Origin of the sequence: Paraburkholderia caffeinilytica (assembly GCF_003368325.1) — a bacterium.
Classification (GTDB): domain Bacteria; phylum Pseudomonadota; class Gammaproteobacteria; order Burkholderiales; family Burkholderiaceae; genus Paraburkholderia; species Paraburkholderia caffeinilytica.
In genome coordinates this window covers 717,352-728,885 of the sequence record NZ_CP031466.1, presented here as the reverse complement: position 1 = coordinate 728,885, position 11,534 = coordinate 717,352, and the positions used below count along the sequence as shown (strand labels likewise).

10 protein-coding genes are annotated in these 11,534 nt (G+C 61.5%); 5 read left to right on the top strand and 5 right to left on the bottom strand.

Features of this window, described 5'->3' with window-relative positions:
• Window positions 1–5: 5 nt before the first annotated feature.
• On the bottom strand, window positions 6–1,019 hold the full coding sequence (locus tag DSC91_RS03260) for a hypothetical protein (protein WP_115776807.1): 1,014 nt from the start codon (window positions 1,017–1,019) through the stop codon (window positions 6–8).
• A 467-nt stretch (window positions 1,020–1,486) separates the two neighbouring features.
• Between DSC91_RS03260 and motA the strand changes: the two genes are divergently transcribed.
• Window positions 1,487–2,356 (top strand): flagellar motor stator protein MotA, encoded by an 870-nt coding sequence (gene motA, locus DSC91_RS03255; protein ID WP_115776806.1) that lies wholly within the window; start codon window positions 1,487–1,489, stop codon window positions 2,354–2,356.
• A 14-nt stretch (window positions 2,357–2,370) separates the two neighbouring features.
• Window positions 2,371–3,360, top strand: coding sequence for a flagellar motor protein MotB (motB, locus tag DSC91_RS03250; RefSeq protein ID WP_115776805.1), 990 nt, complete (start codon window positions 2,371–2,373; stop codon window positions 3,358–3,360).
• 702 nt (window positions 3,361–4,062) lie between these two features.
• Here motB and mctP read toward each other — a convergent pair.
• Together mctP and DSC91_RS03235 are read right to left on the bottom strand one after the other, a co-directional pair.
• Window positions 4,063–5,544 carry a monocarboxylate uptake permease MctP gene (gene mctP, locus DSC91_RS03240; protein ID WP_115776803.1) on the bottom strand — a complete coding sequence of 494 codons (1,482 nt, stop codon included), beginning with the start codon at window positions 5,542–5,544 and terminating at the stop codon, window positions 4,063–4,065.
• Window positions 5,541–5,738 carry a DUF3311 domain-containing protein gene (locus DSC91_RS03235; RefSeq protein WP_093634922.1) on the bottom strand — a complete coding sequence of 66 codons (198 nt, stop codon included), beginning with the start codon at window positions 5,736–5,738 and terminating at the stop codon, window positions 5,541–5,543. The genes mctP and DSC91_RS03235 overlap by 4 nt, the downstream gene beginning before the upstream one ends.
• A 249-nt stretch (window positions 5,739–5,987) precedes the next feature.
• On the opposite strand from DSC91_RS03235, the gene DSC91_RS03230 reads away from it, so the two are divergent.
• The 3 genes from DSC91_RS03230 to DSC91_RS03220 all read left to right on the top strand — a co-directional run bounded on the left by DSC91_RS03230 (window position 5,988) and on the right by DSC91_RS03220 (window position 8,686).
• Window positions 5,988–7,403, top strand: coding sequence for a cache domain-containing protein (locus DSC91_RS03230; RefSeq protein ID WP_115776802.1), 1,416 nt, complete (start codon window positions 5,988–5,990; stop codon window positions 7,401–7,403).
• Window positions 7,400–8,047 (top strand): response regulator, encoded by a 648-nt coding sequence (locus DSC91_RS03225; RefSeq protein WP_115776801.1) that lies wholly within the window; start codon window positions 7,400–7,402, stop codon window positions 8,045–8,047. Before DSC91_RS03230 ends, DSC91_RS03225 begins: the two co-directional genes overlap by 4 nt.
• Before the next feature lie 96 nt (window positions 8,048–8,143).
• The gene (locus DSC91_RS03220) at window positions 8,144–8,686 is read left to right on the top strand and encodes a hypothetical protein (protein ID WP_115776800.1); all 543 of its coding nucleotides are present in this window, start codon (window positions 8,144–8,146) and stop codon (window positions 8,684–8,686) included.
• A 23-nt stretch (window positions 8,687–8,709) separates the two neighbouring features.
• On the opposite strand, the gene DSC91_RS03215 is transcribed toward DSC91_RS03220, so the two are convergent.
• Window positions 8,710–9,993, bottom strand: coding sequence for an HlyD/EmrA/EmrK family protein (locus tag DSC91_RS03215; RefSeq protein ID WP_115776799.1), 1,284 nt, complete (start codon window positions 9,991–9,993; stop codon window positions 8,710–8,712).
• A complete protein-coding gene (locus DSC91_RS03210; protein ID WP_229758269.1) occupies window positions 9,994–11,526 on the bottom strand; it encodes an efflux transporter outer membrane subunit in 1,533 nt (510 codons plus the stop codon).
• Window positions 11,527–11,534 lie beyond the last annotated feature (8 nt).

The window sequence follows — 11,534 nt, the reverse complement described above, 5'->3', positions numbered from 1 at the left end:
AGCCATCACCAACGGTAGCCCACACCACCGAAAATCACATCCGAATCGCGATCATAGCGTGTCACGACACGATTCCATTCGATCCGCGCATCCCAGTGATCGGTCAGGCGATACGCACCCGCGATCGTGACGAGGCCGGAAAACTTCCCGGCGCCCGGGCCCGGCGTCAGGCTGTTCTCGTTTTCGTTGCTCGCATAGTAAGTGCCGACGCCGAGCGCCAGCGTGACCTTGTCATCGAGGAACGCGCGGGTCGCCCACAATTGACTCGTGATACCGTCGCGGCGCGACACCTTGCTGCTGCCTTCGTGGAGGTAGCCGACCGTCACATCGAGGTATTTCGCAAGGCCGCGGCGGTACTCGATCGCGCCGCCGAGCGCGGTCGGCGAGCTGGTTGAATTGATGATGGTCTCGCCGAGATACAGCGCCACTTCGTTGTTGGTGACCTTGTGCGTGCTGCCGCTCGCCCAGTCGCGCGGACCGGGGGAGCCCGGCGCGTCGAGCTGATAGCCGACGCCGAACATCACGCTTGTCGCATCCGGCCCGCGTTGCACATGCACGCGGTTCAACTGCAGTTGCGTGATCCACCGGCTCGACGCGTAGTACGCCGCGCGCACGCTATACACGACACCCCAGCCGTGCGTATCCGAATAGCTTCCGCCTTGCACCGCCGTGGTGGTGTCGAAGTAACGATATGGACCGACGCCCGCCTGCAGCACGAACTGCGGGTTCCCCACCGGAATACGGCCCCATAGCTGGATCATCTGGCCGTCGCGATGATGGTCGGGAATGTGTCCTTCATTGAGCCACGTGAAGCTCGCGGCAAAGTATGGCCCGAGCCCTTCCTGATAGTTGATTGCCCACGTGTAGGTGTTTGTGCTGCCCGCGCGCGAGCCGCCGCCGAATAGGGAAAACTCCTGAGCGTGAGCCGCATTGGACGCAAACAGGAATCCGAGACCGGCAATGCAGGAGGCCGCCTGGATTGCCAGGCGGCGGCTCGCCACAAAATTCAGATTCCGCATGCTGTTCGCATCTCCGGATGGGGCGCTCCTGCTGTCGGCATTCATGATCCGACGTGGAGCCGGACGGCGGCTATGCGCGCCGGAACCGGCTGTCGCTACACATTGTTGGTCATGCTAGCAGACGCTGGCAGGCCACCCGGTAAAAATGTTGCGCCATGCGTTTTGAATAGCGCGGCCACGCCGCGACATTCCTAATCATCTGACCTGAGCATGCTCATGCCCGCGAATGCCCGCAATTGGTTGCAGTCGCAACGACTGGTCACAACACGGCGGACAAAATTACCGGAAGTCGATCCGCTCGATTAACCAGCTGGTGAATATTCTCTTTTCCACGGGTTCCCCCACTTCAGACATCGCGAATCTGGCCGTTTACCGGTACATACAGAACTGCTGCTGCACACCCGAAAAGTCCTTGAAATAGGGCCTGTTCTATCGAACGTGTGTTGCGCAAGGTAAATGGAGAAAGCATGTTCGTCGCAATCGGCTGGATCGTGGTAATCGCGTCTGTCATCGGTAGTTTTGTCGGCGTGGGCGGGCATCTTCCCGCGCTCGTTCAACCGTTCGAATTGCTATGCATTTTCGGTGCGGCAATCGGCGCGTTTGTCGTGAGCAATCCGACTTCCACGCTGAAGAAAACCGTCAGGGCGATTCCGTCCTGCTTCAAGAGCGGGGGTTACACAAAAGAAAAGTATCTCGAACTGATCGCCCTGCTCTACGAGTTGCTTCAGAAGGCACGCAAGGAAGGCATGATGTCGCTCGAAGCCGACGTTGCCGCGCCGGAAGAAAGCGTGCTGTTCCAGAAGTATTCGCACGTATTGGAGGACCATCACCTGCTCGACTTTATCGTCGATTATCTGCGCATGATGTCCGGCGGCAATGTGAACGTGCTTGAAGTGCAGGATCTGATGGACGAAGAACTGGCCACGCATCACGCGGAAGCGTCGATCGCGGCCAACGCGATTCAGAAAATGGCCGACGGCTTGCCTGCATTCGGCATTGTGGCCGCCGTGATGGGCGTGGTTCATACGATGGGCTCGGTCGGCGCGCCGCCCGCCGTGCTCGGCGAAATGATCGCCGGCGCATTGGTCGGCACCTTCCTCGGCATTCTTCTCGCTTATGGATTTATCGGCCCTGTCGCCGATCTGCTCAATGCCAAGGGCCGCGCCGAGGCCAAGCCTTACCAGTGCGTGAAGGCCGTGCTGCTCGCCTCGCTTTCCGGGTATGCACCGCCGATCGCCGTCGAGTTCGGCCGCAAGGTGCTCTTCACCGCCGACCGTCCGAGCTTCCAGGAACTCGACGACGCCGTGCGCGCCACCAAGATGCCGAAATCGGCCTGACGCGGAGCGGCATCATGAACGGAAGAAGATCGCGCGCATCGCAGCAGGTGGACACGCCCGCTCCCGTGATCGTGCGCCGCTCGAAAAAGGGCGACGATCACGGTGCTCATCACGCCGGCGCATGGAAGATCGCCTACGCCGACTTCGTCACCGCGATGATGGCGTTCTTCCTGCTGATGTGGCTGCTCGGCTCGACGTCGAAGTACGACAAGCAGGGCATCGAGGATTATTTCAACACGCCGCTGTCGAGCCTGCTCGGCGGCAACGAGGGCACCGCAGCGGCGCGTCCGAGCGTCGTACAAGGCGGCGGCCGCGACATTGCCGACACGCGGCCGGGCGACGGCAGGAAGAGCCAGGCCGAACCCGCACCACCGACCACCGTCCCACCGATCGTCTCGCCCTCGGACGCAGCGCGGCTTCAGCAATTGAAAGAGAAGCTCACCGTGTTGATCGAACAGAGCCCGGCGTTGAAGGCATTCAAGGATCAGATCCGCATTTCGATCACGAACGAAGGTTTGCGCATCGAGATCGTCGATTCGCAAAACCGGCCGATGTTTCCATCCGGCAGTTCGAAATTGCAGCCTTACGCCGTGACGATCCTGACGCAGATCGGCGCCGCGCTCAACGACGTGGAGAACCGCATTTCGATTGCCGGCCACACCGACGCGGTGCCTTACACGGCTGGACCAGACGGCTATTCGAACTGGGAACTCTCGTCCGAGCGAGCCAACGCCGCGCGCCGCGCGCTTGTGGCTGGCGGCATGCACGGCGAGAAGCTCCTGCAGGTGCGCGGGCTTGCCGACGTGTTGCCGCTGAACAGCAATGTCGCCGACGAACCGACCAATCGGCGCATCAGCATCCTTGTACTGAATAAGGCTGCGGAACTTGCTTTCTTCCACGACGGCGGCCGTACTTCGATCGACGAAACGTCGCCCGCGAGTTCAGCTATTCCCGAGGTAGTTGGCCGTCTGCAGCCGGTCAATATGTCGCGTAGCACGCCGTAGAATTTTTATTGGACGTAGGGCCGGATTGGCTTTGGCTTTGGCTTTGGCTTTGGCTTTGGCTTTGGCTTTGGCTTACGCGAAATTGTCGTGCTTGCTGCAGAGCGGATGCGTCGACGTGCTCGGGACACGGCACGTTGCCACCAATTCCGCTCTACTATCTGGCGGATTTCCGATGTTGATGGCGGCATTCACGGGAATCAACTTTCGCCGGAGAAGTTGAGAGAAGTAAACCGCTGCATTCCGACCGCAGCTAGATGGAGACAGGCTCCAGGTAACCAATGGTTTCTGGAGTACTGGTCGGCGCGCGCAGCGCCGCCGGAAGAATGACGCCCTTGTCACCAGGGCAAGCAGGTGCACGAACACAGATTCCAGATGCACCACTACCGTGTGCGGGCTACGGTGCCCACTTAGCAGGCGTGGTGTGAGCTGCTTTCTTTTGCCTACTTTTCTTTGCAGCCGGCAAAGAAAAGTAGGTGCCTGCCCCGCACAGGGGCGACGCTAATAGACCACTAACAAATCAAGAAAAGGCACCAACATCAGACCAAGGAAAACCCCAAAAAAGCCAGATCGATAAAAGGCCGCCGTAGGCCCACAACCCCAAAAACCAGCTCAAAGAAAACGGAAAACGGAAACCGTAAACCGGAAAGCCAACCGCCACCGAGCAAACACCCCCGGCGGCGCCGACCAATCAAACATCAAACATCAAACAGCAACCACAACCCTGCGTGGCGACAAAACCGACACAACAAAACTAACCACAACATTAGCCGCCAACGCAATCAACCCAATATAAAGCGGATAAGTAGCATCACCGATATGCAAAGCGAACACCGGCTTAAGCCCTTGAGAAATAGCAAGACCGGTCCCCAGCACGATCCCGACCAGCCACCCAGTAAACAACCCTGACGTATTCAACCGCCGCGTGTACAACGTAAACACAATGGCCGGGAAAATCTGCAAAATCCAGACCCCACCCAGCAACTGCAGATCAATCGCATACTGCGTCGGCAAGAACACGATAAACAACAGCGCACCAAACTTCACAACCAGCGAAACGACCTTCGCAGTCGAAGCCTCCGCCTCGGGCGTGATATCCGGCGAAACGAGAGGACGCCACAAATTCCGGGTGAACAGATTAGCCGCACCAATCGACATGATCGCGGCAGGCACCAACGCGCTAATCGCAATGGCCGCAGCCGCAAAGCCGACGAACCACGACGGGAACAGCGTATTGAACAGCGCCGGTACCATATCGGACGCCGACTTCACATGCACGCCGGCCGCAATCGCCATATAGCCGAGCAACGCAATCAGCCCAAGCAACAGCGTATACGCAGGCAGGAAAATCGCATTCTTGCGCACGGTGTTAGCCGACGAGGACGACAACACCGCCGTCATCGTATGCGGATACATGAACGCCGCCAGTGCCGAACCCAACGCAAGCGATGCATAAGCGGTGAACTGCGCCGGCTTCAGAATGATCCCGGTTGCGCCGCCCTTGGCCTTGAAATACGTATCGGCCGCATCGAACACATGCGCATAGCCGCCGAGCTTCGCCGGAATCAGCCAGACGGCCGCGATCACGACGATATAGATCATGATGTCCTTGACGAACGCGATCATCGCCGGCGCCCGCAAACCGCTTGCATACGTGTACAGCGCAAGAATCACGAAGGCGACGATCAGCGGCATTTCACCGGTCACGCCGAGCCCCTTGATCACCACCTGCATGCCCACCAGTTGCAGCGCGATATACGGCATCGTCGCGACAATACCGGTGATCGCGACCGCCGCAGGGAACCACTTGCCGCCATATTCGCCTTGCACGTAATCCGCAGCCGTGATGTGATTCTTCGCGTGGGCGATCTTCCACAGCTTCGGCATCACCGCGAACACGAACGGATAGACAATGATCGTGTACGGCAGCGCAAAGAAGCCATACGCGCCCACCGAATACACCAGCGCGGGCACCGCGATCACGGTATAGGCCGTATAGAAATCGCCGCCCACGAGGAACCACGAAATCACCGTACCGAACTGGCGGCCGCCCAGGCCCCACTCGTGCAATTGCGTCAGGTCGCCCCGCTTCCAGCGCGCGGCAAAGAAACCGATCACGGTGACGAGAACAAAGAACGCGATAAAGACCGTCATCGCAACCGGGTTCACAGGATTGGCTTCGCTCATTTGACACCTCGATACACGACGTAAATCAGGAGCGAGGTCAACGGAACCCACAGGAACTGATACCAGTAGAAGAACGGAAAACCGGCGAACGAGGGGCGCGTGTCGTTATAGAACGGCAACCACAACAACGCGATGTACGGAATCAGCAAGATGAGCCATAGCCATGAACGGCCGGCGGATTGGGAGGTCTCCACAAACGTCTCCTAGGTCTATTATTGAAACCGCGCGCCATGGCTTATGGCCGGACACGCGGAAAACCGGCTGCCTGATATCAGGCGGGAAAACCGGAGTTTGCATTTGCAATGTGCGCCGCACCAACGCGCGCCGGAAGGCGCGGTGCGTCGTGGGGATGTAGTATTCGCCTTCGTGAGCGCTCTCACAAGCGCGCAACTACGTAAGCCGGCTACGTAATACCACGTAGTCCGTCGGTCGTCCTGTCTACGATGAAACTGAAAGCAAAGATTGTCCTGCTGGCGATCGTGCCCTTCCTGGCGGCTATCGCCAGCATCGAAACCGGCGTACGCCGGGAAGCCACGGCGCTCGCCGAAACGCAGCACGCGACCACCCAGGCCGCGTACATGGCCAGCAAGGAAATCGAGCTCAAACACTACGTCGAGCTCGCGACCACGGCCATCGCTCCGCTCTACAACGCCGGCCACGACAACGCGCGCGACGATGCCATGCTGCGCACTCGCGCGCTCGATATCCTCGAGAAGATGGATTTCGGCAAGGACGGCTATTTCTTCGTCTACGACATGCACGGCCGTTCGCTGATGCATCCGCGCGAGCCCGATCTCGTCGGACGCGATCTCTGGACGCTGCGCGATCCGCAAGGCACGCCGACGATCCAGCAATTGCTCGCCGCGGCCTCGCGCGGCGGCGGTTATGTGCGCTACGTGTGGCATCGTCCGTCGACAGGCAAGCTCGCATCGAAGCTGGGTTACGTGGTGCCGCTCGAACGCTGGGGCTGGATGATCGGCACCGGCATCTACCTCGACGATGTCGACGCCACGCTCGCGGACATCGATCAGCGCGCGGCGGCCAACATCGATCGCACGATGCAGTGGATCGATGTCATCGCACTCGCCGGACTCGTCGTGATCGCTTTGTGCGCCCTGGTGCTCAACGTCACCGAATATCGCAGCGCCGACGCGAAACTGAAGCGCCTCGCACAGCAGGTAGTCGACTCGCAGGAAAACGAACGGGCGCGTCTGTCGCGTGAGTTGCACGACGGCATCAGTCAGATGATGGTCTCCGTCAAGCTGCTGCTCGAATCGGCGTTGGCGCGCTTCGAACGCAGCGACGTACGGGTGCCCGCAGCGGAAACCGCGCTGTCGACCAGCATTGCGCGCATCGGCGATACCTTGCGTGAAGTGCGCCGTATTTCTCACGCATTGCGGCCGTCGATGCTCGACGACCTCGGCGTCGCCGCCGCACTGGAGCAACTCACGCGAGAGTTGAGCGACGAGTCGGGTATTCAGATCGGTTTCACGCAGATCGCCCACACTCATGCAGCGGTTTTGCCGGAAGCAGTGAACACGGTGCTGTTCCGTATCGCCCAGGAAGCACTGACGAATATCGTGCGGCACGCACAGGCGTCCAGCGCGGCGTTATCGCTGGAGGTATCGAGCGACGCCGTCACGCTGACGATTTCGGACAACGGGCGCGGTTTCGACGTGGCGCACGCACTCGTGAGTCCACGCGCGGGCGTGGGTCTGCGCAATATGCGCGAGCGGCTGGACGCACTGGGCGGCAAACTCTCGCTCGGCTCGCAAACCGGTCATACGATCGTGACCGCGCACGTGCCGATCGCTGCGTCCGCGACTCAATCGCCGGCCCTGCAGGAAAACTCACTATGAACGACATGTCACTCGCCATCGCACGTTTGATTCTGGTCGACGATCATCCGCTCGTACGCGACGGATTGCGCGCCCGGCTCGAAGCCGTGCGCAACATCGAAATCGTCGGCGAAGCGGGCAACGCGCAGGAAGCGCTCGCGCTCGCCGCCAGCCACGAACCGCATCTGGTGCTGATGGACGTCGGCATGAACGGGATGAACGGCATCGCGCTGGCCGGCATGTTTCACGAGCGCTTCCCCGCGATACGCGTGCTGATGCTGTCCATGCACGACAACCTCGAGTACGTGACCCAGGCGGTGCGCGCGGGCGCCAGCGGATATGTGCTCAAGGACTCGCCAGCCACCGAGATCATTCAGGCGATCGGCGCGGTGCTGGAAGGCAAAACGTTTTTCAGCGCGGGGCTGGGTGCGCGATTGATTCAGGCATCGGCGACGCAATCGCCCATCGAAAGGCTCACGCCGCGCGAGCGCGATATTCTCGATGCGCTCGCGGAAGGCCTCTCGAGCAAGCAGATCGCGCAACGCAACGACCTCTCGGTGCGCACCGTGGAAACACACCGGCTGAATCTGAAGCGCAAGCTCGATATCGAAGGTCAGGCCGAGCTGATCAAGTTCGCCGTCGAGAATCGTCGCAAGAGCCGTTGAGATTTTGAGCCGCCGCTGCCCAATCTCGACTGGGTAGTCGAAAACCAGAATTGCCGATCCGTCTGCCGCACACTCAATATCCCGGAGCTCAAGACGATGAAGCGCCTGATCCAACAGCAGCTGGCGAGTCTGCTGATCTGCATGGCCACGACGCATGCCTATGCCCAGGCGCAACGCGTCAATCGCGGCCACGATCCGTTCTTTCAGATATCCAGGGCAATCGGCGAATGCCCGGTGCCCTTGGGCCCTCTCGAGACCGAGCAGGAATGGCTCGACGACAGTCACTACCGGATCGAGCGCGGCAATAGCTGCTGGGTGGAAGGCCGATGCCGTCTGTCGAACGCGTACCTCTACGACGCGGAAATCGCGGAGGCCGTCCAACGGCGTCTCACCAATATCAACTACGCGACCCACTGGCGCGAACAATCGACACTGTGGCTCACGCTGCAACGCCGTTTCATCTACGTGCAGGGCTGCGTCGCGCCGGGCTTCGACAAACACACATTCCTCGCGGAACTCGCGAAAACCGCGGACGTCGATCGCGTGATCGACGACACCACAACCAACCCGCACGCAGCATCGTTACCCTATAAGACGCTCGCGGATCCGGACAGGCCCGTGGTCGATCCAGGCAACTAGTCACCGTACACGGTGGCGCCAATCTAGTCGGCAGCACCACCACGGTCGCTATTGTCCCGAACGATCTGCGCGATCAGCGCATCGGCATCGCGCGACACGTTGTCGTGAACGCGGGTGCTTTGCGTGGCCGCCGGCATATCGTTGCCGATCGGATGGCCACTGCGCACATGCGTATCCACCGACACCTGCATCGACAGTCCAAGCCGCAACGGATGCACCGCGAGTTCGGCCGGATCGAGCGAAATCACGATCGGCACGCGCTGCACGACCTTGATCCAGTTACCGGCCGCGTTCTGCGAGGGCAACATCGAAAACGCACTGCCTGTGCCTGCGGAAAAGCCCTCCACGCGCCCCCGGTACACCACTTGCGAGCCGTACACATCCGACACGATGCGCACCGGCTGCCCTACCCGCATACTGCGAATCTGGCCTTCCTTGAAGTTCGCCTCGACCCACAGGCGCTCGAGCGGAATGATCGACATGAGTGCGAGCCCCGGCCCGACCTGCTGGCCGATCTGCACCGAACGCTGTCCTACCGTGCCGTCGACGGGAGAAACGACGGTGGTGCGCTGCAGATTCCGATAAGCAAGGCGTAATTGCGCGGCGGCTTGCAGCACCGGCGGACTCGCTTCGACCGGGAATTTCCCGCCGAGCGCGCGGGCGGCGTCGAGCTGGACTTGTGCCGAGGCGAGATTCGCCTGCGCGACGGCGACCGCTTCGCGGGCGCGCGCCAATTCTTCCGGCGACACGACTTCCACCGACGCATGATCGCGCGCCGCCAGCGCACGTTGCGCCAACGCGAGCTCGGCGCGGCGCGCGTCGATCGATTGGACGTAGAGCTTGCGCGAGATCGTCGCGTTCGCGACTTGACGTACCGCGAGCGTCAATTGCGCCTTGGCTTGCGCGAACGCGGCCGCCGCCTCTGCATCGTCGAGTTTGACGAGCGGCTGGCCCGCGCGCACCTGGCGCGTGTTGTCCACCAGAATATCGGTGACCGTGCCGGGTATCTGCGCGGCGATCTGCACGATGTTGCCGGCCACGTACGCGTCGTCGGTCTCTTCGTAGAAGCGCGCGCTTAAGCCCCAGTACGTCAACCACGCCACACCGGCGAGCGTCACCACCCCGAAGAAAACGGCAAAACGGCGCCGGCGCGCCGCCCGTTTCGAATCGTGCGTGTCACGCGTTATGCTTGCCGCGTTTGCCGCGTTTGCCGCGTTTGCCGCGTTTGCCGCGTTTGCCGGGTTTGTCGGGTTTGCCTGTTCCTCGGCCCAGCCCGCGGCACGTTGTGCCTGTTTATCGTTGTGCATTCAATCGAAGTGCGTATCCGTGATGCGCGCGTGGGAGGGAAAGGTGGTCTGATAGTGAGAGATCGGCGCGCCGGCCACCTTGCGTACGTCGAAGCCACCACCGAGTGCGCCGACCAGCGCGACCTGCAACATTCTGCGGCGGCCCTGCAAATCCACCTGCTGCGCGCGCTCGTCGAGCAAAGACAGGTCCGCCAGCGTCACGTCCTTCTCCATGCCGATACCGCGGCGATGCCGCTCTTCGGCGATCGCGACGATATGCGAGGCTGCTTCCACCGCGCGAGTCTGCCCGGTAGCGAGCGTATCGACCGTACGCAAGGAAGTCAGCTGACGCGCGACCTCGCCGAGCGCCTCGTCGACGGTCTTGTTGTAGAGGCCGATCGCAGCGTCGACGTTGGCGTAATCGCCGCCTAATTGCGCGTGCAAACGGGTGCGGTCGAAAATCGGCAAGGAGATCGCTGGTCCCACCGAACCGGTCATCGCCGCTCGCGAGAAAAGCGCGCCGGGCGTCAATGCTGTCAGCCCGGCAAAGGCCACCAGATTGACGTCGGGATAGAACTGGGCTCGCGTGGCATCGGTGTTGGCGAGGGCCGCTTCGGCCCGCAAACGCGCCGCCACGATATCAGGGCGGCGGCCCAGCAGATCGACCGGCAATTGCGCGGGCATCGGCGCATCGGCAGTCGTGCCGAGTTGCGGACGATGCAACGACAAACCTCGCTCGGCGCCGCGCCCCGTCAGCACCCCAATCTGCAACTCGGTCAGCTTGATGCGCTCGTCGTTGAGCGCCTGCTGTGAAGCGAGCCGGCTTCGCTTGAGTGTGGCGTCGGCCGAGTCGTACGCGTTATCGATGCCACGCGCGCCCCGCTCGCGCAACACCGCATCGACCTTGTCCGCAGCCTGCTGTTTCTGCAGCAGAATGTCCTGCATCGCAAAGGCGCGGTCGAGTTCACAGTAGAGCGTCACGAGCGCGACAGTCAGCGTAAGCCGCGCCTGCTCCGCATCGATTCGCGCGGCGTCGCGCGTCGACAACAGGCTGCCGGTCAGCGCCGCATTCTTCCCCCACAAGTCGAGTTGATAGCTCAAGCCCGCAAACAACGCAGCCGGCGACACTACCGGATCGTTGAACAGCTGCACCGGAATCTGCTGGCCGCCAACGGACACGTTGGCCACATCGTTCGGCTGCGGCAAGCGCGCCTTGCTCACCGTCGCGCCCGCTGTGCCAGTAAGGCCGGTGAGCGAAGCAAACTGCTCGAGTTGCGCCTGCGCGGCGCCCACTCTCGCCTTGGCGATCTGCAGATCGGGATTGTTTTGCAACGCTTCGGCGGTCAATTCATCCAGTTGCGGATCGCGGTAGCGCTTGACCCAATCGGGCGCGGGCCACACGCCGTTGGCGCCTGGGCCGACGGTCTGGAGAAGCGCATCGGCGGATGGCTTGACCGGTTTGACGTTCGCGTGCAAACCCGAATCGCTCACGCAACCCGTCAGCGCCGCCGCGATGAGCAGCAGCGGCCAGGCGCGCGGCATGGGAAATCGCATAGGCTGCC

Bases quoted from the DNA above. Each gene is read 5' to 3' on its own strand.
- mctP (WP_115776803.1), bottom strand. From the start codon at position 5,544: ATGAGCGAAGCCAATCCTGTGAACCCGGTTGCGATGACGGTCTTTATC.
- DSC91_RS03225 (WP_115776801.1), top strand. From the start codon at position 7,400: ATGAACGACATGTCACTCGCCATCGCACGTTTGATTCTGGTCGACGAT.
- DSC91_RS03230 (WP_115776802.1), top strand. From the start codon at position 5,988: ATGAAACTGAAAGCAAAGATTGTCCTGCTGGCGATCGTGCCCTTCCTG.
- DSC91_RS03210 (WP_229758269.1), bottom strand. From the start codon at position 11,526: ATGCGATTTCCCATGCCGCGCGCCTGGCCGCTGCTGCTCATCGCGGCG.
- DSC91_RS03260 (WP_115776807.1), bottom strand. From the start codon at position 1,019: ATGCGGAATCTGAATTTTGTGGCGAGCCGCCGCCTGGCAATCCAGGCG.
- DSC91_RS03215 (WP_115776799.1), bottom strand. From the start codon at position 9,993: ATGCACAACGATAAACAGGCACAACGTGCCGCGGGCTGGGCCGAGGAA.
- DSC91_RS03220 (WP_115776800.1), top strand. From the start codon at position 8,144: ATGAAGCGCCTGATCCAACAGCAGCTGGCGAGTCTGCTGATCTGCATG.
- motA (WP_115776806.1), top strand. From the start codon at position 1,487: ATGTTCGTCGCAATCGGCTGGATCGTGGTAATCGCGTCTGTCATCGGT.
- motB (WP_115776805.1), top strand. From the start codon at position 2,371: ATGAACGGAAGAAGATCGCGCGCATCGCAGCAGGTGGACACGCCCGCT.